This is a genomic window from Gryllotalpicola sp. CP2-P1, assembly GCF_057512245.1.
In genome coordinates this window covers 1-21755 of record NZ_JBLRDT010000011.1, presented here as the reverse complement: position 1 = coordinate 21755, position 21755 = coordinate 1, and the positions used below count along the sequence as shown (strand labels likewise).

Genomic DNA, 21755 nt, shown 5'->3' with positions numbered 1-21755 from the left:
CCGCGGCACTTGTCATGAGAAGTTCAATCAGCCGCACCGCCGCGCAAACGGTCGGTGAACAGACCGCCGTCTACCGACCCCGGCACCCACTCGGGGCACTTGTATTGAGACCGTGCGAGTGCCCCTACACGTCGTCGTCGCCGACGCGATCCGCGAGCGCATCCGCTCGGGGGATCTGCCGGTCGGCGCGCCGCTTCCGTCCGAGTCCGAGCTGAGCGCGCAGTTCGGCGCGAGCCGCGGGCCCGTGCGCCAGGCGCTCGGCCAGCTGCGGAACGAGGGCCTGATCGAGACCAGCCAGGGCCGGGTGCCCACGGTGCTCGGGCGGCCGCTGGCGCACTCGATCGACGATTTCTTCTCGTTCAGCGCCTGGGTGCAGGCGACCGGGCGGCTGCCCGGTCAGCACACCCTCGAGCTCGCCTGGCGCGTGCCGCCGCCGGAGGTGGCGGCGAAGCTGCACCTCGCGGCATCCGATCGCGCCGTCGTCGTCGTGCGCCGCCGCTCGATCGACGGCCGGCCCACGATGCTCGAGCGCAGCTGGTACGTCTCGGAGGTGGGCCGGCGGCTCTTCGACTTCGACCCAGACGAGGGGTCGATCTTCGGCGCCCTGATCGAGCGCGGCGTGTCGCTCGAGAGCGGCACCCACACCATCGATGCGGTGGCGGCGAACGTGCTCGACGCCGAGCAGCTCGAGGTGCCCCTCGCCTCGCCGCTGCTGCGGGTCGAGCGCCTCACCTCGTCCGCCTCCGGCAGGGTCGTCGAGTACGCCGACGACCGCTACCGCACCGACCGCGCCAAGCTCGCGATCCGCAACTCCCGCTCGACGTCGGCCGTGTCGCGGCCGAGCATCGCGCGGCTCGCCTCGGAAGGACTTCCCGCATGACCATTCGCCTCGTCTCGCTCGACATGGCGGGCACCACGATCGCGGAAGCGGGCACGGTCTATGCCGTGCTGCGCTCGACCGTCGAGGAAGCGACCGGCACGACCATCAGCGACGAGCTGCTCTCCACCTGGGGCGGCACGAGCAAGCACGCGGCGATCGGCGGGCTGCTCGAGGCGCTCGGCGAAGACGCCTCGCGGCAGGACACCCTGTTCGACGAGTTCCGCTCGACCCTGCGGGCGCAGTATCTGGCCGACAGGCCCGCCGTCATCCCCGGCGTGCGCGAGGCGGTCGCCACTCTGCGCGCGGCCGGCGTCAAAGTGGCGCTGCAGACCGGCTACTCGCGCGACGTGGCCGAGCTGCTGCTTGAGATCGTCGGGTGGCAGCTCGGGTCGGGCGACGGCGAGACCGGGGATGTCGACGCTCTCGTCACCTCGGACGACGTGGCAGCCTCGCGCCCGGCCCCCTTCCTGATCTATCGCGGAATGGAGCTCACCGGGGTCACTTCGGCCGCCGAGGTGCTCGTCGCCGGGGACACGGCGAACGACCTCGGCGCGGGTGTCGCGGCGGGCGCACGCTACGTTGTCGGGGTGCTCACCGGCGCCTACACCGCCGAGCAGCTCGGCCGGCACCGGCACACCCATCTGCTGCCGTCGGTCGCCGACATCCCCGGTCTGCTCGCCCGCGACGGCGAACTGCCTGCGTGACGGCTGCGGCCCCGGTCGCTCGCGGAATCCCGCGGCCTGACGCCGCCCCTGTTCCGAAACGGTCATCTGCGGCTGAGGCCCCGGGCGCGAGTGTCTGTTTCGGGCCACGGCCCCGGCCGCCCGTTCCGCCGCAGACAGTTCCGGCCGCGGGCGCGGGCGCGCGTGACCGTTTCGGGCCGGAGAGGTCGCGCGCGCGTCGACCGAACGGGTCGATCGACTTGCCATCCACAGCCGCATCTCGCGCCCCGTTGTCCACCGATAGGCGGATGCGGCGAACGGAGGTCACGCCCGATGCGCGTCAATAGCAGGGTGCTCACTCCCTCAGCGCCCCCGCTCGACCGCATCATCGACGGCCGCTCCAGCCTGAACGGCACCGCCGAGTCGCGTGCCCTCAGCCGCCGCGTGGCCAGAGGCGAGACCGAGCGGCTGCGCCATGGTCTGTTTCGCGACGCGCTTCCACCGGTGACCCAGCTGCCCTGGGAACACCGCCCGGCAGAACTCCGCCGACGCTATCTCGAGAAGGCGGCCGCCGTCGCCCTGACGAGGCGTTCGACCGTGGTCTTCTCACACCGCACGGCGCTGGCGATCCTGGGCCTTCCGTTTCTGCCGCCCTGGCCCGACGAGGTCGACATCCTCGAGGAGCGCGACTCTCCACGGCGCAGCAAGCGAGGCATCCGCGTGCACTTCGGCGGCCTCGATGCGGACGACCTCATGCCGTGGGGCGAGTTCTGGGTGACGCGGCCCGAGCGGACGCTCGCAGACATCGCTCGATCGCTGATGCCCGTGTTCGCCGTTCCTGCGCTCGATGCCGGCCTGGTCGAGCTCTCCCGCGACGGCATTCGGGCGATCCTGGAACGCGAGCCGAATGTCAAGAACACGCAGCGCGCCCTCGCAGCTCTCGACTTCGCCGACCCGAGATCCGAGTCACCGGGCGAATCGGGCAGTCGTGTGCTGATGCACCTGTTCGGCGCTCCGCCGCCCGAGCTCCAGACCAGGCATCCGTCGCCTATCCGAGGGCGGCGCTACTTCCGCACCGACTTCGAATGGCCCGAGCTCAAGAAGATCGGTGAGTTCGACGGGCGAGAGAAGTTCCTCAAAGACGAACTTCTCGGCGGCAAGTCGCCGGGGCAGGCCGTCTACGAAGAGAAGCTTCGCGAGGACGCGCTCAGGCGCGAAGGGAACGACGTCGGCCGCTGGGGCATGCACGCAGTGCGCAGGCCGGCGGATCTGCGAACCGCCCTCGGTGCCCTCGGCATCCCGATGACACGAGGCAACCGAGCTCTCTCGGTGCTGTGGTGAGCCCTACAGCGAGTCGCGCCAGGCGAGGGCCGCCTTGATCTTGCCGAGGTCCTGCGTGTAGTCGGGGCCCGAGATGCCGATCGTGAAGAGGCGCACCCCCGCCTCGACGAGCGCGTCGCCGACCTCGGTCGGCGCCGCGTTGCCGAACGCCGACGACAGCGTGATCTCGGACACGTCCCGGCCGACGGCCTCGCAGTGCTCGGCCAGGATCCTCTTCTTGCGGTTCAGCGTCTCGAGGTCGCTGAAGCTGTGCCAGATGTCGGCGTGCTGGGCGACGATGCGCAGCGTCTTCTTCTCGCCGCCACCGCCGATGAGCACGGGGATGTCGCGGGTCGGCGCGGGGTTCAGCTTCGACCAGCGTGCCTCGATGCGCGGCATCGCCTCGGCGAGCGCGTCCAGACGGGTGCCCGGCGTGCCGAACTCGTAGCCGTACTCGTCGTAGTCGCGCTCGAACCAGCCCGAGCCGATGCCGAAGATCAGCCGGCCGGTGCCGTCATCGTGAGCCGAGATGTGGTCGACGGTGCGTGCCATGTCGGCCAGCAGGTCGGCGTTCCGGTACGAATTGCAGGTGACGAGGCATCCGAATTCGACGCGCGTGGTCTGCTCGGCCCACGCCGCGAGCATCGTCCAGCCCTCGAAATGCAGCCCGTCGGGCTCGCCCGACAGCGGGTAGAAGTGGTCCCAGTTGAAGAGGACATCGACGCCGAGCTGCTCGAGCTCGACGACCGTGTCGCGGATCTGCTGGTAAGAGGCATGCTGCGGGGCGATCTGAACGCCGATTCGTACCTGGGTCACGCTCCCTAACGTACCCAGCGATCACCCCTAGCATTGAGGCCGTGACCAGCTCGACCGTCGTGCGCCCCGCACAGCGCACACCCTTCGCCAGATACCGCCACTCGCTGTGGCTGCTGACGAAGCGCGATCTGTCGGTGCGCTACACGACGAACGCGCTGGGCTACGTGTGGTCGATCCTCGACCCGCTGCTCATGTCGCTCATCTACTTCTTCGTGTTCGTGGTGGTCATGAACCGCGGCGGCACGGCCGGCGAGCAGCCGTACATCGTCTATCTGATGGCGGGGCTGCTCGCGTGGACGTGGTTCAACAACACGATCACGGATGCCACGCGGGTCTTCAGCAAAGAGGCGAAGCTCGTGCGCTCGGTGAAGCTCCCCCAGTCTCTCTGGGTGGCGCGCATCGTGCTGTCCAAGGGCATCGAGTATGTGGCATCCCTCGCCGTTCTCGCGATCTTCGCCCTGATCTTCCACGCCCCCGTGACCTGGTCCGTGCTCTGGTTCCCCGTCGGGCTCGTCCTGCAGGCGATCCTGCTCTACGGGCTCGGCATGATCGTCGCGCCGCTGACGGTCTTCTACAAGGACCTCGAGCGCGCCATCCGCCTGCTGCTGCGGGTGCTGTTCTATGCATCGGCGGTGCTCTACTCGCCGGCCAAGTGGCCGGAGGCGGTGCACGGATTCCCGATCAGGCCGCTGCTCGAGCTGAACCCCCTCACCGGAATCCTGGGCCTGTATCGTGCCGCGTTCTGGCCGCAGGAGCTCAACCTGTTCCACGTGCTGATCTCGGCGGTCGGCGCGCTCGTCCTCCTGGGCATCGGCACGCTCGTGTTCCGGCGCTCGGTGCCCGCCGTGCTGAAGGAGATGTGATGGTCGTGGTCGACTCCACCCCGGCCGTCGCCACCGGCGGCGACGGTGACGTCATCGAGGTGTCCGATCTGGGCATCCGGTTCAAGCGCAACAAGCGCGCCAAGCGGTCGTTCAAGGACCTGTTCGCCGGCCGCCGCCGGCGCTCGCGCCCCGACGAGTTCTGGGCGCTGCGCAATGTGACGTTCGGCATCCGCGCGGGCGAGGCGATCGGCGTCGTCGGCCGCAACGGGCAGGGGAAGTCGACGCTGCTCAAGCTGATCGCGGGGGTCCTGTTCCCCGACGAGGGCACGGTGCGGGTGCGTCAGGGCGTTGCGCCGCTGATCGAGATCACGGGCGGCTTCGTCGACGACCTGTCGGTGCGCGACAACGTCTATCTGACCGCCGGCCTGCACGGCATGACGAAGAAGCAGATCGACGCGAAGTTCGACGAGATCGTGGCGTTCGCCGAGATTCCGGGGTTCCTCGACACGCCGTACAAGCACCTGTCGTCGGGCATGAAGGTGCGCATCGCGTTCAGCGTGATCACGCAGCTCGACGAGCCGATCCTGATCGTCGACGAGGTGCTCGCGGTGGGCGACAAGGCGTTCCGAGAGAAGTGCTACGGCCGCATCGAAGAGCTGCTCGCCGCTGGCCGCACCCTGTTCTTCGTCTCGCACTCCGAGCGCGACCTGCGCCGCTTCTGCACGCGCGGGCTGTATCTGAAGAAGGGCGAGCTCGTGATGGACGGCCCCATCGACGATGTCATCGACCGCTACAACACCGACTACAACATGGGGTCGGTGCCGCCGGTCGTCGACGCGTAGCGCCCCTCTTCCCCAGCACTGCCTGCGAGGCATCCGGGTTCTTCACATTTCAAGCGGGGGTGTCGGATGCCCCACCTAGCGTGCCTCGCATGTCAGACGTGCCGCTTGCCTACCCCGTTCCGTGGCTCTTCATCCGCGACCACGCGCCGACCTACGGCCTGAAGAACGCCAGCCTCGAGACGCTGAAGCATGTGTCGTTCGCGCTGCTCGGGCCGGGGTCGCTGCCCGAGCACTTCCCGATGACGATCGGCGCGGGCGAGACCGCGTGGCTGCCGATCGCGGGCGACGACCTGGCGCGAGCGACGACGCTCGTCGTGCGCTGGCGTCGAGACAACGACGACGAGTACCTCTGGCGGGTGGTGTTCTAGCTTTGCTTCTGGTCGCCCGCGCGGCGGATGCGCTCTTCGACGAACTGTGAAGCGGTCAGCATGTGCTCGGCACCTGGAATGTCCGATTTGGTCAGGCCGGCGACCAGCGATCCCGGGTCGACCTCGAGAGCGTGGGCGATGCGCACCAACGTGAACAACGCCGGGTTTCCCGAACCCCGCTCGAGCACGCCGTAACTCGTGACGTGCATATCGGCGAGAACGGCAGCGTCCTCCTGACTGATGCCTTTTGCCCGTCGAGCTTCTGCGATGCGCTCCCCGACGATCTTCATCGCCTTCGACGGATTGCGGTTGCTCGGCACCCCTCATGTCTATGTGCCTCTATGTGGGTGAACCAGAGCGTGCGTGCCTCGGGTCTATATGCCTCTAGGTTTTACCTCTCCCCTCATCGCTCACTCACCTTCGACGATCTCAGCACCGACCGCGAGACGATCAGCGAGAAGGACGCTGCCGAAGATCCCAACGCTCCGACGTTCGAGCAGTCGATTCTCGAGAACCTCGCGAAGTCGGGCATCCAGAACGGCGCGAAGGCCGGCCGCTTCACGTTCGCGAGCCTTGAGCCGTACGCGGGAGCGCTGATTCAGGCTGTCGGCGAACGTCAGGCTGCAGGCGATGGCGATTCGGATGAAGCATCCGTCGAACGCCCCACGACGCGCGTCGCGGTCGCAATCGGCCCTCAGTACGGCACCGTAAGCGCCAAGTTCGTGAAGGACGCGCTGAAGGAAGCGAAGCACCTCAACCCGTCCGTCGACGTGCTGTATGTGCTCGGCTTCGCCTTCGACTCGAACGTCTCTGAGGGCGAGCGCGAACTCGCGGGCATCGAAATCGTGCGCATGAACGTCGACCTGCTCATGATCGACGCGCTCAAGAAGACGGGCACGGGCAACCTGTTCACCGTCTTCGGCGAGCCCGACATCGAGGTGCGCACGCTCGACGACGGCCGGCTCGAGGTCGAACTGCGCGGCGTCGACGTGTTCAACCCGAACACCGGCGAGGTGCGCAGCAGCGCCCCGAAGAACATTGCGCTCTGGATGATCGACACGCGCTACGACGAGGAGTCCTTCTTCGTGCGCCACGCCTACTTCACCGGCGAGAACGACCCGTACAAGTCGCTCAAGGTCGCACTGAAGGCCGACATCGACCCGGATGCCTGGTCGGCGCTCCACCGCACGGTCTCGCTTCCCTTCGACCGGCCCGAGACCGGCAAGATCGCGGTCAAGGTCATCAACGACTACGGCGACGAGGTCATGAAGGTCTTCGAGGTCTGAGCTTCCCCGAGACACTTCGGCCAGATGCTCGCCGTGCGCTATGCATGACGCATGGGTGCGCTCGTCGACCTGATCGCGGTGGTGTTGCTGAACGCGTACGCCACCGTGCTGATCGTGCTGCGCTCGCGCGTCTACGGCGCTGCGCTGTACCGGCCGATGCTCGTCAACGTGGCGCTGTCCTTCGTCCCGGTCGTCGGCGCACTGTTCGCCGTCGCCGGTCTGCTGTTCCTCGCTCCGGTGCTCACCGCCCTGGCCGGCCAGCTTCGAGGCGGCGTGCCGTTCATCCTGTGGGCCTACCTCGTCGTCGCGACCCTGCTGTGGCTGCTGTTCTTCCCGAACGCCATCTACCTGATCACAGAGCTGAACTTCAGCCATCGCACCGCGAACGACGAAGTGCCGCTGTGGTTCGACATCATCCACACGCTCACTCTCACCCTCTCGGGCATCGCCAACGCCATCGCCAGCCTCCTGATCGTGCAGGCCGAGTTCATCGTCCTCATCGCAGACCCGAGCGGCGGTGCGGGGGCGCCCGCCTTCAGCTGGTTCTTCGCCGGAGCCGTCATCGTGCTCGGCGCGTTCGGCGTGTACCTCGGCCGTTACCTGCGCGTCAACAGCTGGGATGTGAAGCACCCGGCATCCCTCGCGCGCAAGCTCGTGAATCATCTGCGCGAGCCGGGCCGTGCGCTTGAAGTGGGCGGCTTCGTCCTGTCGCACGCCGTGCTCGTCGCGCTCGTCTACGTGCCGGTGTTCACGCTGTTCTACCGCGCGTCGTTCGCGTGACCGACCATCGCGGGGGCGTCACGGCGAGCTGAGCGCCTCGAACTCCTCATCGAATCCGTCGAGCGGCTTCCCCTGGTCACGGCGCACCCGGTGGCGGTCGCGCAGCAGGCGCTCGCGCCAGAACCGGCTCTCGACCACGTCGAGCCCGCGCAGCCCGATCGTGTACCAGCGTTCCGCAAGATCCAGCTCGTCGGCGAGCTCGAACGCGTCGCCCATCATCTCGGCCACCGCCGGGTCGGATGCCGCGGCATGCCGCGCCTCGTCGGCCGCCGCTTTCGCTGCATCGACGGCCCCCAGGCCGAGGTGAGCCCTGACGACCGACACGACCCCGTCCCACGAGCCGGGCTCTGCGGCATCCGCCGCCTCGCGCGCAACCGCGAGCGCCCGCTCGCCGTCGCCTGCCGAGAAGAAGTCGTCGGCGGCGACCGACAGCACGTACGAGCGCGCCAGCCCAGGCGCCAGCTCATAGGCATCCGCGTCGCTCGCCCAGGAGTACTCGGTCTCGGCCCGCTGCCGCAGCTGCGCCGCCGTTGCGCGACGCAGAACCAGACTCTCCTGCAGATTGTCAAGCATCTCGGCAGTAATGAGCGTCACAGCCATAGTCCGAACATAGCCGCCTAGACTCGCCGCATGGCTCGCAAGGGGAAAGCAGGCACGTCGAAAGAGATCGTCAAGCTCGACAGGCAGGGCCAGGTGAAGGGGCGCCTGCTGCCGAACACCATCGAGAAGTCGGTCGACAAGCTCATGGGGTTCCATCGCCCGGGCGTCGTCGCGCACATCAACGCCATCAGGCGCAAGCACCCCGACGCCACGGTCGAGCAGCTGCACTGGGTGCTCGAGCGCCGCTACCTCTCCGCCGTCACGACCACGGGCGCCGCGACCGGTGCGACGGCCGTCGTGCCCGCCATCGGCACCGTCACGGCGCTTGCCCTGTCGGCCGCCGAGACGGTCGCGTTCCTCGAGGCGACCGCCCTGTTCGCCCAGTCCGTCGCCGAACTGCACGGCATCACCGTCGACGAGCCCGAGCGCACCCGCAGCCTCGTGCTCGCCCTCATGCTCGGCAAAGAGGGCAGCGACATCATCAAGCAGTTCGGCTACGAGGTGCTCAACGAGGACGTCACGCGCGCCGGCTACTGGGGCACGATCGTCAACGACTCACTGCCGAGCGCCTTCGTCGCGCCACTGCTCAACCGCCTCAAGACCGCGTTCTTCAAGCGCGTCGCGGCGCACCAGGCCGGGTCGATCATCGGCCGTGCGCTGCCCTACGGCATCGGCGCCGTCGTCGGCGGCTTCGGCAACAATGTGCTCGGCCGCCGCGTGGTCAAGGCCGCGCGTGAGGCGTTCCCGCCCGCCGAGGTCATCGTGCTCGACGACGAGATCGCGAAGCGCGCCCTCAAAGCGCACCGCTAGCTCGCCGCGTACTTCTCCCACTGCCGCATGAGGAAGTCGATCGCCTCATGGAACCGCCTCGTAGCGGCGCCCTGCGTCGTGTCGCCGAAGTAGTGCTCGACCCACTTCCGCAGCCGCGCCGCCGCGGCCTCGTCGTGCGACATCGTGTCGATCAGAGCGGCGACGGATGCCGCGTCGGATGCCTCGAGCCAGTCCGCGTCGGACAGGTACCCGCCCTCATCGATCTCGGCGTCGGGGTTCACCGGCCGGGTCACGAGCAGTGGCTTGCCCGACGCCAGCCGGTCGTAGACCATCGCCGAGATGTCGACGATCGCCATGTCGGCGATGGCGAGCTGCCAGCCGAGCTCGGGCCCGTCGTCGAAGACGTGGTGCGCCGTCGGGTCGGCGGCGTTCGCCGCTCGCAGCGCGGCGATGATGCGGTGGTTCGCCTCGCCGTACTCTCGTGAGACCGCACCGCTGCGCGGGTGCGGGCGGTAGATCACGCGGTACCGCGCGTCGGCCAGCAGCGCCGACACCAGCGCCTCACCGTGGCTCACGATGGAGCCGTAGGCGGCCGCCGGCCGGTCGCCCTCCCACGTCGGCGCGTAGAGCACGACCCGCCGTTCGTCGGGCGTGAACGGCAGCTTCCCCGAGTAGTGGTCGGCCTGCGGGCGACCGATCTTGATCGCACGCTTGTCGAGGTCGTAGTCCCAGAGCACCCTGCCGAGGCGGGCCAGCGCGGCATCCCCCGCAACCAGCGCGTAGTCGTACGCCTTGAACTGGTTGGTGGTCATGTACATCTTGTCGCTCTCGCCGTGATTGATGAACACGTGCCAGCGCTGGCCGTAGCGCATCATCTGGAAGTTGCGCATGTTCTGGTTGACGTAGAGCACGATGCGGATGTCCTGCGAGGCGAGGAACTCCTCCATGTCGACGACCGTCTTCAGGTAGGCGACGGGCACCGGGGATTCCCGCAGCAGCGGCTCGGCGCCCGTGATCGAGCGCGACATGATCACGACGGGCCAGGTCTTCGCGAGCTCGGCGAGCGGCTTGTACCACTGGCGCACCTGGTAGAGGTTGACGTCGCCGTCGGCGTAGTACACCGCGATCTTGAACTCACCGGCCGGCAGCGGCGGCGCCTCGCGCAGCCGCGCGCGGTACCAGGCGCGGGCCCGGCGCTGCGCGAGCGCCTTGCGCACGAGTCGAATGGCGGAGCGCGCGTCTTTCACAAGTCCCACAGCGAGAGGCTACCGGCGCCGGGTATACGGGCGCTGATACCGTTTCAGGCATGGGTCGCTTCACCTTCGCAGCGGGCAATGTGCGCAAGATCGCGGCTCTTCCCCTTTACGGGTTCGGCCGGCTCGCGGCATCCCTCGTGCCCCGCATACCGGGCCTGTGGGCGTTCGGGTCCGGCATCGGCGTCGGCGAGGGCGCGCTCGCGGTGCTCGAACACGTGCGCGCGCACGAGGCGGGCGCCCGCGTGGTCTGGCTGGCGCGCAACTCACGTGATCTGGCGGATGCCCGCGCCCTCGGCATCCCTGCTGCGATGCGCTATTCGTGGCGCGGGTTCCGCCTGACCCTGCGGGCCCAGGTGCTGGTCGTCACCCACGGCTTCGGCGACGTGAACCGCTTCGCGACGCACGGCGCGTTCGTCGTCAACGTCTGGCACGGCATCCCGTTCAAGCGGCTGCGCATCGACTCGCCCGAGGCGATGCGCGTGCCCGTGGTCGGCAGGCTGCCGTTCGTCGCGCGGCTGGTGCGCCGCGCCTACGGCCGCTCGGGCCGGGGCATCTCGCTCTTCTCGACCGCGTCGCCGCTTGCCGCCGCGCGCATCCGCTCGGCGTTCGCCCTGACCGAGCGACAAGCGGTCGTCACCGGCGACCCGCGCGATGACGTGCTGCTCGCCGGGAGCCGCGACGAACGCGAGAGGGCCGCCCGTGAGCGCATCGCCCTCGCGCTGAACGAGCCGCGCGCCCTGACGGCCCGACTCGTGATGTATGCGCCGACCTGGCGCGACGGGCGAGCCCACCCCGCCGTGCCCTCCGCCGAGGAATGGGTCGAGCTCGACAGGCTGCTCGAGCGCGCCGATGCGCTGCTGCTCATCCGCTCGCACCCGCTCGGCCGCGGCGACTTCGCCCCGGGTGTCGCGGCCAGCGACCGCATCGCGCTGCTCGGCGCCGATCTGCAGCCCGACATCACCCCGGTTCTGCCCGCCGTCGACACGCTGATCACGGACTACTCGTCGATCGCCTTCGATTTCGCGCTGACCGGCGGCACGATCCTGTTCCTCGCGCCCGACGTCGCCGAGTACGTGGGGCGACGCGGGGCCTATGAGCCGTACGCCGACTTCTCGGGCGGCCGCGAGGTCGCGAGCTGGGGCTCGCTGCTTCCTGTGCTCGCCGGCGTGCTGACGGCGGCCTCGGCCCGCGCTCCCTTCGTCGAGCACGCAGCCTGGCTCGCCGACCGCTATCACTCCTTCCACGACGGTCGCGCCACCGAGCGACTCGTCGAGCTGATCGGGCGGCGACTCGCCGGGACGCCGCCGCGATGCCGCCCGCCGCACCGTCGCTCGCCGCCGCCGTGCCGCTGCGTGTCGATGCGGTGCGCGTCGAGGGCGCGGGCCCAGGTGCCGGGTACGCGCTGATCGCCGAGGGCCCTGTCACCGGTGCCGCGCCCGAGACGGCGCTGCTGCGCGGCACGCGCGCCGTGCTTCCCGGCGACGTCGTGGCAGAGGGCGGCCGCTGGCGCGCGCGCATCCCCCTCGAGGTCACGAACTGGGGAACGCCCACCGTGCCGCGCTCGGGGGAATATGCCCTCACGGTCATGGGCCCAGGGGGCCATCCTCTCGAACTCGAGACGGTCGCGACGCTCCCCCCAGCGCGCCGCTACGGCACCTCGTTCCGCCTTGAGGTGAGCGCCGCTCGCGGCGCGATCACCGTCGCACTCGGTGCGCCCCTCGCCGACGACGAGGCGGGCGCGGCGAACCAGCGGCGGCTCCACGCGGAGTATCGCGCGAGCCGCGAGCCGCTCGAGAAGGCCGTGTTCTTCGAGAGCTACTTCGGCAACAACGTCTCGTGCAACCCGCTCGGCATCGACCGCGCCCTCGCCGCCTCGCACCCCGAGGTGACGCGGTACTGGTCGGTCGCCGACGCCTCGGTGCAGGTGCCCGAGGGCGCCGTGCGCGTCATCGAGGGCAGCGCCGAGTGGTGGCACGCGCGCGCGACCGCGCGGCTGCTCGTCGTGAACGACTGGCTGCGGAAGCGCTGGCACAAGAGGCCGGGCCAGACCGTGCTGCAGACCTGGCACGGCACACCGCTCAAGAAGCTCGCGCTCGACAAGTCCGGCCTGCGACTGCGGTCGCGCGCGGCGGCTCTCGCCGAGAGCCGCCGGTGGGACATCCTGCTCGCACAGAACCCGTTCAGCGCCGAAGTATTCCGCTCGGCGTATGCCTTCCGCGGCCCGATCTGGAACGAGGGCTACCCGCGCAACGACATCGTCGCGCGGAACGAGGCGCGCGACGCCGTGCGCGCCCGCCTCGGCGTCGCGCCCGAGGCGACCGTTGTGCTCTACGCCCCGACGTGGCGCGACGATCGCCCCGGCGCGGTCGACCACTTGGACGTCGCCGCCTTCGCGCGGCGCGTGGGCCCCGGCTTCGTCACGCTGATCCGCGGTCACTCGCGCACGCTGCAGCCGGGGGCATCCGTCACCGCACCCGGGGTGATCGACGTGACGGGCTACCCCGAGATCAGCGAGCTCTACCTCGCCGCCGACGTGCTCATCACCGACTACTCCTCGGTCATGTTCGACTTCACCGTGACGGGCAAGCCGATCTTCTTCTACGTGCCCGACTTCGAGCACTACCGCGACCAGACGCGCGGGTTCACCTTCGACCTGTTCCCCGTCGCACCCGGTCCTGTGACGACGAGCATCACCGAGCTGGTGGACGCCGTGACGGATGCCCCTGCCGCAGCCGCGACGCATGCGACGCGCTATGCCGAGTGGCGCGCGCGCTTCAACCCGCAGGACGACGGCCAGGCGGGCGCGCGCGTCGTGGAGCGGATCTTCCGCGAGGGCCTGCTCTGACTTCGTGGGTCGCGGCCGGCTACCTGCCGGTGAACTCGGCGAGGTTTCGCGTCAGCTTGAGGAACCCGAGGATGAACCCCGTTCCCCAGGTGAAGTGGATCACCGGCAGCACGACCACGAACCAGGCCATCGCCCGCAGGCCGTGACGGCGCGCGATCACGCTCGACGCGAGCACGATCAGCAGGTAGCCGGCGGGAACGATGAACCCGAGCAGCCACCACGGCGACAGCTCGGCGAGGCAGCCCGCCACGATGCCCAGCACGATCAGCACGACCGCGACCGGCGGCGCCCAGTAGCGCAGTCCGTTGTTCGCCGGGAAGCGCCGCGCGAGCTCGCCGCGCCACACGCCGGTCGAGAAGAACTGGCGGGCAAGGGCGAGCACACTCGCTCGTGGCCGGTAGCCGACCTTGAGCGCCGGGGTGAACCAGACGATGCCGCCGCGCGAGCGGATGCGGCGATTCAGCTCCCAGTCCTGGCCGCGCTTGAACCCCTCGTCGAAGAGCCCCGCGTCGAGCAGGCTCTGCCGGCGGAAGACGCCGAGATAGACGGTCTCGGCCGGCCCCTCACGGCCGCTCGTGTGGTGGCGCGTGCCGCCGAGCCCGATGCGGCTGCCGTAGGCGACAGCCACCGCCTGCTCGAAGGGGGTGACGCCCCGGGCATCCATCACCCCGCCGACGTTGTCGGCGCCGGTGCGCTGCATCACCTCGACCGCCGTGCGCGTGTAGTCGGCAGGCAGGATCGAGTGCGCGTCGACCCGGACGACCACGGGGTACGAGGATACCTCGATCGCGCGGTTCAGCCCAGCGGGAGTGGAGCCGTCGGGGTTGCGCACGACCGTGAGCCGCGGTTCCCGCGCGAGCAGCGCCGCCACCGCCGCGTCTGTGCCATCGGTGCTCGGGCCGAGCGCGAGCACCACTTCGGACGGCCCCGCGTAGTCCTGCGCGAGCAGGCTCGCGACCGCCGCGGCCACGTGCTGCTCTTCGTTGAGAACGGGCATCACGTACGAAACGCCGGGCAGCTCGCCCAGATCGCGGTGGTCGTGCGGCATGGAATCCAGTCGTTCGGCGGAGCTCCAGCCTACCAATCGGCCGGCTGGAGCTCCGCTTCGCCCCGCGGCGCCGCCGCCCCGCAAGGTGGTTACGACTGGGGCGAGTACGTGCCGAGCGTGACGTCGGTCTGGTACGTCTTGCCGTCGCGCACGTAGGTGACCTTGATGGTCGACCCGGCCGCGGCAGAGCGCACCTGGGCGGTGAGATCGTCGGAGCTCGTGATCGGCACGCCGCCCACGTTCGTGATCACGTCGCCCGCCTTGAGGCCGCCACCGCTCGCGGCGCTGCCCGAGTTGACCGACTCGATGCGGGCGCCGACCGTGGTGGCATCCGACTGCGCCGCGGCGTTGCTCACGGTGGCGCCGAGCAGGCCGTGCGTCGCCTTGCCGGTGTCCTTCAGCTCGTCTGCGATGCGGTGCGCGACGGTCGCGGGGATCGCGAAGCCGACGCCGATGTTGCCCGACTGGCTCGTGGAGTCGCTGCTCGAGCCGGTGCTCGCGATGGCGACGTTGATGCCGATCAGCTCGCCCTTGCTGTTGAGCAGGGCACCGCCCGAGTTGCCCGGGTTGATCGCCGCATCGGTCTGGATCGCCGGCACGAAGATGCTGTCGTCGCTCGAGGACTGCTGGCCCTGGTCGAAGGGGTTGCTGCCGCCGAAGTCCCACTGCCCGAACGGGTCGGACTCGCTGCCGCCGTCGCCGCTGCTCTGCTTCGGGGCGCTCGACGCGAGCGTCACGCTGCGGTTCAGGGCGCTGACGATGCCGTCGGTGACGGTGCCCTGCAGACCGAGCGGCGCGCCGATGGCGATGACCTGGTCGCCGACGTTGAGCTTCGACGAGTCGCCCCAGCTGATCGGCGTGAGGCCCTTCGCGTTGTTGAGCTTGATGACGGCGAGGTCGTCGGTGGGGTCGGTGCCGACCACCTTGGCCGTGTAGAGGGTGCCGTCGTTGGTCTGCACCTGGATCTGGCCGTCGGACTCATCGCCATCGAGGGTCACGACGTGGGTGTTGGTGAGGATGTAGCCGTCGTCGGTGAGGATCACGCCCGAGCCGGTGCCGGACTCCTGCTGGCCCGTGACGTTGATCGTCACGACGCTGTTCGAGGCCTTCGCGGCGACCGCGGTGACCTGCGTCGCGTTCTTCGCGTCGTTCACGGTCACATTGGAGGCGCCGCTGCCGCCGCCGCTGATCGAGACCGGCGTGCCGCCGCTGTGGCTCGCGACCGCAGCGATGCCGCCGCCGATGCCGCCACCGAGCAGGCCGCCGACGACCAGTGCCGCGGCGATGATCGCGATGGACTTTCCCGTGAGCGTGCGCTCACCTCGGGGCTTGTCGCCGCCGGGCTGGCCGGGCTGACCCGGCTGGCCGGGCTGGCCTGCGTGCGGGGGCACGTTGAGGGGCTGCTGCGAGTTGAACTGGGCGTAGTACGGATGCTGCTGCGGCGCGCCCACCGGCTGCGTCGGCTGCGTGTGCTGGTACCCCTGCGGATAGCCGGCGGTCTGGCCGGTCGGGTACTGCTGAGTGGGCTGGGGCGAGGCCGGCTGCGCGGGTGCCGCAGGCTGCGCGGGCTGGCCCGGCTGCTGCGGCGCGTACTCGCCCCAGCGGGGCGCCTGGTTCTGCTGCGGCGGCTGCGGTGCGACCGGCTGCTCAGGGGCGGGGGCCTGCCAGCTCGAGGCCTGAGCCTCGGGCTGCTCTGTCGGCACGTTCTGGGGCTGCGCGCTCTCGGTCTGATCGGGGTTCACAGGCTCGTTCGCGTTGTCGCTCATGGGTTCGCTCCTTTTCCAAGCACCTCAAGCATCCGACGCGAAGCTGTGCGGACCTTATGACGACTCTTGGAGCCGTCTCGAATGTCGCCAAGTGTTGCGGGCAACTCGTTGCCCTGGGTCAACAACCTGGTCCTGACGGGTTTTCGTCGCAGGTCTTTCCGACCAGCACCGTCTTGACCCCTTTCACCGTCACGGTGATCGGCTCGGAAGTAAGGCCCAGCGTACCGGGGATGTCAGCCCATGCCTGCCCCGCGTACTGGTAGCGCGCGGAGTACTCGACCGTGACTGTCACGGTGTACGTTCCGCGGCTCGCGTACGCATGGCTGGTCGCCGTCTTCGAGAAGTCAGGCAAGCCGGATGCCGCCCACGTCGCCCCCGGAGTCGTGGTGGTGCGCCCGCTGTTGTCGCCATAGCGCCAGTCGTATGCCACCGGAGTGAAGTGCACGGTCACCGCTTGGCCCAGCAACTCCCCCGCCTGCTCGCTCTCCCCCGCGTTCGCGATGAAGTTGGTCTCGACGCCGGCGATCGTCCAGCCGGCTGGCTCGGACTTCGCGGTCGGATTCCCCACCAGGAAGTGCGCGACGTCGGTCAGCCCGGGAGTCGGCGGCGCGCCCGGTTCGGCCGGCGCGGGTGGGTCCGCCGCAGGGGCGGGTGAGGGTGGCGCCCCGACTTCCGCCGGCTCGCGCGCGGTGCACGCGCCCGAGGTGCACACGGTCCAGTGCGGGTTGGGCGGCGGTTTGGGCGAGGGGCTCGCTTTCGTGATGTGACTCGCGCCGGCCTCGGCAGTATGACCCCGGCCGTGGCCAGGGCTGCCTTCGTCGCCAGACGTGGCGCCGTCGATCCTGACACCGTCATCGACCCAGGTTCCACCAGTGTCTGTCTCGCCAGCTCCGGAAAAGACACCGGGCGCCACAGCCAGCAACACTGCGAGGACCGAACTCGCTACTGCTTGCATATCCCGCCGCCGGACCAGTAATCGAGGGACTGTATGACGAGCGAGCTTGCCGACCGACCCCTCAGTTCCGTCACAAACGCAACCAAGTCAGAGCGATCCGGCGAGATCAAGGACTTACCGGACGCATCTCTGACGTCGACAGCCGAAACGTCTTCGCACACGTACATGCGGACAGTGGCGATTCCTGCTCGCTCTCGATGTGACTCAAGCTTGGTGTTATTGATCACGGTGGTTCCGTATGCGTGGGCATGTTGGGCGCGGTACTTCTTAGCTGACGCGAGCTCGTGTTCATAACCCGCGTCGGAGACGAAAGGCCGCACGGGACTCGAGTCTTCCCAACCGCCTCTTCCAACCTTGTCCGAAGCGGCCTCGTACTTCTGAAAAGTCGCTGTTGCGGCGGCGAGGGCGTCTGCATCTGAAGTGAAGACGGGAGTCGGGGTCGGCTTGGGGGTTTTGGCGGGCTCCGTGATCGGGTGCGACGGGGTGCACCCCGCGAGGAAACCCGCCGCGAGCGCGACAGTGCAGGCCGTGAGGATCGTGCGACCGGGAATCCGCATGCGCCCAAGGTAGGGCATCCGCCGAACTCGGCTCGGGCACTTTCCACAGGCCGCCGGCGAAGACCCCCGCGAGACGACTCGAGATGTCGCAATACGCGCTGAGAACGGCATCGAGCGTCGTCTCGCGACGCGGGCGCCGACCAAAACAGCACCAAACGTCGTCTCGCGGCGTGGGCCCCCGAGCGAAACAACACCAAGCGTCGTCTCGCGACGCGGGCGCCAGCCGAAACAGCACCAAGGGTCGTCTCGGCGCCGGGGCGTCCCCCAACTCACATCGCCACATCGCCACATCGCCACATCGCCACGCCGCCCCCACAACCGACCACCCCACCGCGGCCGCCCAACTACCGTTGAGCCATGGACACCCCCGGACCCTGGCGACGCGCGGCAGCCGGCGCCGGCCTGCTGGCCCCCGACGGCACCATCGCCGCGACGATCTTCGCCGAGATGAGCGCCCTCGCCGCCACGACCGGCGCGATCAACCTCGGCCAGGGCTTCCCCGACGAAGACGGCCCGCGCGAGGTCCTCGACGCGGCGACCGAAGCGATCAGGAGCGGCGCCAACCAGTACCCGCCGGGCACCGGCATCCCCCAGCTCCGGCGGGCCATCGCCGAGCACCAGCACCGCTTCTACGGCCTCGACTACGACCCCGACCGCGAGGTCCTCGTCACCGCGGGCGCGACCGAAGCCCTCGCCGCCACACTGCTCGCGCTCGTCGAACCCGGCGACGAGGTCGTCACCTTCGAGCCGTTCTACGACGCATACGGCGCCCTGATCGCGCTGGCCGGCGCGAGGCACGTCACGGTCGCGCTGCGCGCGCCCGACTTCGCGCCAGACCTCGACGAGCTCGCGAAGGCGGTGACCGACCGCACGAAGATCATCCTCGTCAACAACCCCCACAACCCGACCGGCGCGACCTTCGACGACGCGACGCTCAGCGCCATCGTCGAGCTCGCGCACCGCCACAACGCTTACATCGTCACGGACGAGGTCTATGAGCACCTGCGGTTCGAGACGCCGCACACGCCGGTGGCGAGCCTCGAGGGGGCATCCGATCGCACCATCTCGATCTCGAGCGGCGGCAAGACCTTCTCGACGACGGGGTGGAAGATCGGCTGGATCACGGCGAAGCCCGCGCTGATCACCGCGATCCTTGCCGTGAAGCAGTTCCTCACGTACGTGAACGGCGCACCCTTCCAACCCGCGATCGCGGTGGGGCTCGGCCTGCCCGACAGCTTCTTCACGGGTGTCGCCGACACGCTGCGCAGCAAGCGCGACCTGCTCAGCAGGGGGCTGCGCAGCGCCGGATTCGACGTGTTCCCCTCGCACGGCTCGTATTTCGTGGTGGCGGATGCCGCGCCCCTCGGCTTCCCCGACGCGGTCGACCTCTGCCGCACGCTGCCCGAGCGCGCGGGGGTCGTCGCGATTCCGCTGTCCGCCTTCTATACGAGCGCCCACCGGGGCGAGGCCCGGTCGCTCGTGCGCTTCGCCTTCTGCAAGAAGGAAGAGGTGCTCGAGCGCGCGGCCGCTCAGCTGGCTGGGATGACCCGGTAGCGGCGCAACTGCAGGGCGGGGTTCACCGCGCGCACCTCGCGCACGCGCTCGGCGGCGACCGGAGCGATCACGAAGTCGGTCTCGTCGTCGAGCTCGGCGAGCACGACGCCCATGGGGTCGACGATCATCGAGTTACCGACCCCCACCGGTGGAATGTGATCGGACGCCGCGACGAAGACCGTGTTCTCGATCGCCCGCGCCGCGATCAGAGTGCGCCAGTGGTGCACCTTGAGGGTGCCGTGCACCCACTCGCTCGGCACCACGACGAGCTCCGCGCCCGCGTCGACAATGCGGCGCGTCACCTCGGGGAAGCGCAAGTCATAGCAGGTCTGCAGGCCGACGTGCACGCCCGCGACCGCGAACACCTGCGGCTCGGCGAGCTCGCCCGGCGCCACCCATTCCGACTCGCGCGCGCCGAACGCGTCGTAGAGGTGCTGCTTGCGATAGCTCGCGACGACCCCTGCGCCCGGTGCGACGGCGACGACCGTGTTCGTGAACCGCCCGGGGTCCGTCGGGCGCGACTCGGCCATGCCTGCGACGATCGCCACCCCGTGCTCGTCGGCGAGTGCGGCGAGCGCCGTCGCGAACGGCCCGTCGAGCGGCTCGGCGGCCTCGAGGAAGGGCGCGCCCACGGGGTTCACGAAGAACGACGAGTACTCGGGGAAGACCACCAGCTGCGCGCCCCGCTCGGCCGCGGCATCCGTCAACTCGCGGATCGTCTCGAGGTTGACATCCGCATCCGGTCCCGGGGCGAATTGCGCGACGGCGACCGCCAACTCGCTCATGCTCGCTGCTCGCTCACTCCTCGACCCTATAGAGGTCGTCGACGTCGCCGGCGAAGGCGATGAGCGGATGCCCCACGAGCCGCGCGAGGTCGGGCGGCGCCGCCACCTCATCGCGCCAGGCCAGATGCCAGAGATGTCGCCGGGTGAGCTCGCTGCGGTCGGCGGCGCGGGCGAGGAATCCCGTCCACGGGTCGGCGGCGTGGCCGGTGGGCTCGCTCGGGGTTCCGGTTTCGGTCTGTGCCACGAGCTTGCCGCGCGCCTCGCCGAACCGGGCGACGGCCTCGAGCGTCGCGACGTAGTCGTCGAACAGCTCATCGGGCGTGCGGTCGTCGTCGGCGCGGCCCGCGTCCCAGTAGTTGTCGATGCCGAGCACGTCGACGAAGTCGTCGCCCGGGTAGCCGCGCAGATAGTCGTCCTCGAACGCGTCGAGGCGCAGGCGGCTGCGGTCGGGCGAGATCGCCCAGAGCAGGTTGTGCAGGCCGGCCACATCGCGCAGGTACTCGACGGTGAAGCGCCATAGCGCGCCGAACTCGTCGGGGCTGTTCTGCGGGTTGTCGCCGCCGATCCCCCACCAGAACCAGTCGCCGGTGTGCTCGTGGAACGGACGGAAGACGATCGGGATCGGCCGGCCCGAGGCATCCGTCAGCTGCTCGACGAACATCGCGACGTGATCGAGCCAGCGCACGAACTTCTCGTGGCACTCGCCGCCGGGCAGCACGGACGCGATGGACATCGGCGCCGTGTTCTGCCCGTAGCCGCCATTGGTGATCGGATTCACCGAGTGCCAGCTCAGCGTCACGAGGGCTCCCCTGTCGTGAGCCTCGCGCACCTGACGGATCATCGCGGGGAACGGGACGCCGTCGAGATTGTGCCCGGCGAGCGCCTCGATGCCGCCGAGATCGAAGCCGACGATGCCGGGCATGCGCCCGACATGCGGTTCGATGCCGCCGTATGCGAGGTCGTCCTGATGGCCGAAGAAGCTGCGGATGCCGGTCAGCTCGTGCAGACGAGCGAGAAGCGCCCGCGTCTCGGCGGTCGCATGGGCATCGATCGGGGGCGTCGTTGCCATGCCCTCGAGCCTACGGAATCCGCTGTCGATTTCGCGCGCGGTTCACAAGCTGGTAATGTGTTCTCTTGTGACGCGGGGTGGAGCAGCTCGGTAGCTCGCTGGGCTCATAACCCAGAGGTCGTAGGTTCAAATCCTGCCCCCGCAACCAATGACCCCCGGTCAGAAGCAATTCTGACCGGGGGTTTTCTCATGCCTGGAACCGATCGAGCCTGAACGCCGCCGGCGCGGCATCCGCCTCGCCCGTCGCCACATCGGCGAGCACGCGGCCGATCGCCGGCGTGAACTTGAAGCCGTGCCCGCTGAAGCCGGCCGCGACCACGATGCGCCCCACGCGGTCGAGCACGAAGTCATGGTCGGGCGTCGTCGTATACGTGCAGCTGATCGGCTCGAAGCGATCAGGGTCGGCACCGGGCAGCCACTCGGCGGCGTAGCGCCGCAGCGCCTCGAGCTGCGCGAGCTCGGGCTGGAAGGTGCGCGCGTCGGGGTCGGTCACGGGGCCCGAGCCGTGCCAGCCCGCCTTGACGCCGAAACCCGGCGTGTACATGCCGTAGATCGGGGTGAGCCACCACTCGTCACCGCTGGGGCGGGGCCGATGATTGAAGCCGGGCCAGGAGCGTGAGGCATCCGCCCCGTCGCTGCGCAGCGCGAAGTGCGCCGGCTGCTCCTGCGTGACGACGAGCGGCGGCAGCGGAACGAGGCCGGCGAGCAGCTTCGAGGTCCACGCGCCGAGCGCAACGATGGCGACGGATGCCTCGAGCGAGCCGCCCTCCG

23 protein-coding genes and 1 tRNA gene are annotated in these 21755 nt (G+C 69.4%); 13 read left to right on the top strand and 11 right to left on the bottom strand.

Going from position 1 to position 21755, the window contains the following annotated elements; translation table 11 throughout:
• Nucleotides 1-118 precede the first annotated feature (118 nt).
• The 3 genes from ACM2XV_RS01905 (at nucleotide 119) to ACM2XV_RS01895 (ending at nucleotide 2883) form a co-directional block, all read left to right on the top strand.
• Complete coding sequence (locus tag ACM2XV_RS01905; protein ID WP_487025806.1) at nucleotides 119-880, top strand: GntR family transcriptional regulator; 762 nt, start codon at nucleotides 119-121, stop codon at nucleotides 878-880.
• Entirely contained in the window at nucleotides 877-1584 is a 708-nt protein-coding gene (locus ACM2XV_RS01900) for a phosphonatase-like hydrolase (protein WP_487025805.1), read from the top strand. The genes ACM2XV_RS01905 and ACM2XV_RS01900 overlap by 4 nt, the downstream gene beginning before the upstream one ends.
• Before the next feature lie 309 nt (nucleotides 1585-1893).
• Nucleotides 1894-2883 carry a hypothetical protein gene (locus ACM2XV_RS01895; protein ID WP_487025804.1) on the top strand — a complete coding sequence of 330 codons (990 nt, stop codon included), beginning with the start codon at nucleotides 1894-1896 and terminating at the stop codon, nucleotides 2881-2883.
• A gap of 3 nt (nucleotides 2884-2886) precedes the next feature.
• Here the strand turns inward: ACM2XV_RS01895 and ACM2XV_RS01890 are convergent, their stop codons facing one another.
• Nucleotides 2887-3678 carry an LLM class F420-dependent oxidoreductase gene (locus tag ACM2XV_RS01890; RefSeq protein WP_344774189.1) on the bottom strand — a complete coding sequence of 264 codons (792 nt, stop codon included), beginning with the start codon at nucleotides 3676-3678 and terminating at the stop codon, nucleotides 2887-2889.
• 41 nt (nucleotides 3679-3719) lie between these two features.
• Here ACM2XV_RS01890 and ACM2XV_RS01885 point away from each other — a divergent pair, with 41 nt between their 5' ends.
• The 3 genes from ACM2XV_RS01885 to ACM2XV_RS01875 all read left to right on the top strand — a co-directional run bounded on the left by ACM2XV_RS01885 (nucleotide 3720) and on the right by ACM2XV_RS01875 (nucleotide 5712).
• Nucleotides 3720-4541: an ABC transporter permease gene (locus tag ACM2XV_RS01885; protein ID WP_487025803.1), complete on the top strand. Its 822-nt coding sequence runs from the start codon at nucleotides 3720-3722 to the stop codon at nucleotides 4539-4541.
• A 5-nt stretch (nucleotides 4542-4546) separates the two neighbouring features.
• Nucleotides 4547-5344, top strand: coding sequence for an ABC transporter ATP-binding protein (locus tag ACM2XV_RS01880; RefSeq protein ID WP_487025802.1), 798 nt, complete (start codon nucleotides 4547-4549; stop codon nucleotides 5342-5344).
• An 89-nt stretch (nucleotides 5345-5433) separates the two neighbouring features.
• Nucleotides 5434-5712, top strand: coding sequence for a hypothetical protein (locus ACM2XV_RS01875; RefSeq protein WP_344774183.1), 279 nt, complete (start codon nucleotides 5434-5436; stop codon nucleotides 5710-5712).
• On the opposite strand, the gene ACM2XV_RS01870 is transcribed toward ACM2XV_RS01875, so the two are convergent.
• On the bottom strand, nucleotides 5709-6032 hold the full coding sequence (locus ACM2XV_RS01870) for a helix-turn-helix domain-containing protein (protein WP_487025801.1): 324 nt from the start codon (nucleotides 6030-6032) through the stop codon (nucleotides 5709-5711). The two genes, ACM2XV_RS01875 and ACM2XV_RS01870, sit on opposite strands and share 4 nt — an antisense overlap.
• 27 nt (nucleotides 6033-6059) lie before the next feature.
• On the opposite strand from ACM2XV_RS01870, the gene ACM2XV_RS01865 reads away from it, so the two are divergent.
• Together ACM2XV_RS01865 and ACM2XV_RS01860 are read left to right on the top strand one after the other, a co-directional pair.
• On the top strand, nucleotides 6060-6998 hold the full coding sequence (locus ACM2XV_RS01865) for a hypothetical protein (protein ID WP_487025800.1): 939 nt from the start codon (nucleotides 6060-6062) through the stop codon (nucleotides 6996-6998).
• A 51-nt stretch (nucleotides 6999-7049) separates the two neighbouring features.
• Nucleotides 7050-7778, top strand: a complete 729-nt coding sequence (locus ACM2XV_RS01860) for a DUF1361 domain-containing protein (RefSeq protein ID WP_487025799.1) — start codon at nucleotides 7050-7052, stop codon at nucleotides 7776-7778.
• Nucleotides 7779-7796: 18 nt separating this feature from the next.
• Here the strand turns inward: ACM2XV_RS01860 and ACM2XV_RS01855 are convergent, their stop codons facing one another.
• Nucleotides 7797-8378: a hypothetical protein gene (locus tag ACM2XV_RS01855; RefSeq protein ID WP_487025798.1), complete on the bottom strand. Its 582-nt coding sequence runs from the start codon at nucleotides 8376-8378 to the stop codon at nucleotides 7797-7799.
• Nucleotides 8379-8408: 30 nt separating this feature from the next.
• On the opposite strand from ACM2XV_RS01855, the gene ACM2XV_RS01850 reads away from it, so the two are divergent.
• Nucleotides 8409-9188, top strand: a complete 780-nt coding sequence (locus ACM2XV_RS01850; RefSeq protein ID WP_487025797.1) for a hypothetical protein — start codon at nucleotides 8409-8411, stop codon at nucleotides 9186-9188.
• On the opposite strand, the gene ACM2XV_RS01845 is transcribed toward ACM2XV_RS01850, so the two are convergent.
• Nucleotides 9185-10405: a CDP-glycerol glycerophosphotransferase family protein gene (locus ACM2XV_RS01845; RefSeq protein ID WP_487025796.1), complete on the bottom strand. Its 1221-nt coding sequence runs from the start codon at nucleotides 10403-10405 to the stop codon at nucleotides 9185-9187. The two genes, ACM2XV_RS01850 and ACM2XV_RS01845, sit on opposite strands and share 4 nt — an antisense overlap.
• A gap of 50 nt (nucleotides 10406-10455) precedes the next feature.
• On the opposite strand from ACM2XV_RS01845, the gene ACM2XV_RS01840 reads away from it, so the two are divergent.
• Both ACM2XV_RS01840 and ACM2XV_RS01835 read left to right on the top strand, forming a co-directional pair.
• Entirely contained in the window at nucleotides 10456-11811 is a 1356-nt protein-coding gene (locus ACM2XV_RS01840; protein ID WP_487025795.1) for a CDP-glycerol glycerophosphotransferase family protein, read from the top strand.
• Nucleotides 11715-13250 (top strand): CDP-glycerol glycerophosphotransferase family protein, encoded by a 1536-nt coding sequence (locus ACM2XV_RS01835; RefSeq protein WP_487025794.1) that lies wholly within the window; start codon nucleotides 11715-11717, stop codon nucleotides 13248-13250. Before ACM2XV_RS01840 ends, ACM2XV_RS01835 begins: the two co-directional genes overlap by 97 nt.
• 19 nt (nucleotides 13251-13269) lie before the next feature.
• On the opposite strand, the gene ACM2XV_RS01830 is transcribed toward ACM2XV_RS01835, so the two are convergent.
• From ACM2XV_RS01830 to ACM2XV_RS01815, 4 genes are all read right to left on the bottom strand, one after another.
• Nucleotides 13270-14298, bottom strand: a complete 1029-nt coding sequence (locus ACM2XV_RS01830; protein ID WP_487025793.1) for a glycosyltransferase family 2 protein — start codon at nucleotides 14296-14298, stop codon at nucleotides 13270-13272.
• Nucleotides 14299-14387: 89 nt separating this feature from the next.
• Complete coding sequence (locus ACM2XV_RS01825) at nucleotides 14388-16064, bottom strand: S1C family serine protease (RefSeq protein ID WP_487025792.1); 1677 nt, start codon at nucleotides 16062-16064, stop codon at nucleotides 14388-14390.
• Between the two features lie 118 nt (nucleotides 16065-16182).
• Complete coding sequence (locus ACM2XV_RS01820; protein WP_487025791.1) at nucleotides 16183-16632, bottom strand: PKD domain-containing protein; 450 nt, start codon at nucleotides 16630-16632, stop codon at nucleotides 16183-16185.
• Nucleotides 16633-17006: 374 nt separating this feature from the next.
• Nucleotides 17007-17576 carry a hypothetical protein gene (locus ACM2XV_RS01815; protein WP_487025790.1) on the bottom strand — a complete coding sequence of 190 codons (570 nt, stop codon included), beginning with the start codon at nucleotides 17574-17576 and terminating at the stop codon, nucleotides 17007-17009.
• 357 nt (nucleotides 17577-17933) lie between these two features.
• Here ACM2XV_RS01815 and ACM2XV_RS01810 point away from each other — a divergent pair, with 357 nt between their 5' ends.
• Entirely contained in the window at nucleotides 17934-19130 is a 1197-nt protein-coding gene (locus tag ACM2XV_RS01810) for a pyridoxal phosphate-dependent aminotransferase (protein WP_487025789.1), read from the top strand.
• Here the strand turns inward: ACM2XV_RS01810 and ACM2XV_RS01805 are convergent.
• Nucleotides 19106-19915: a carbon-nitrogen hydrolase family protein gene (locus tag ACM2XV_RS01805; RefSeq protein ID WP_487025788.1), complete on the bottom strand. Its 810-nt coding sequence runs from the start codon at nucleotides 19913-19915 to the stop codon at nucleotides 19106-19108. The two genes, ACM2XV_RS01810 and ACM2XV_RS01805, sit on opposite strands and share 25 nt — an antisense overlap.
• A 13-nt stretch (nucleotides 19916-19928) precedes the next feature.
• On the bottom strand, nucleotides 19929-20984 hold the full coding sequence (locus tag ACM2XV_RS01800; protein ID WP_487025787.1) for a glycoside hydrolase family 26 protein: 1056 nt from the start codon (nucleotides 20982-20984) through the stop codon (nucleotides 19929-19931).
• Between the two features lie 71 nt (nucleotides 20985-21055).
• On the opposite strand from ACM2XV_RS01800, the gene ACM2XV_RS01795 reads away from it, so the two are divergent.
• A tRNA-Met gene (locus ACM2XV_RS01795) sits at nucleotides 21056-21132 on the top strand.
• Nucleotides 21133-21171: 39 nt separating this feature from the next.
• Here the strand turns inward: ACM2XV_RS01795 and ACM2XV_RS01790 are convergent.
• Nucleotides 21172-21755: FAD-dependent oxidoreductase (locus ACM2XV_RS01790; RefSeq protein ID WP_487025786.1), on the bottom strand; the 584-nt coding region annotated here is incomplete at its 5' end.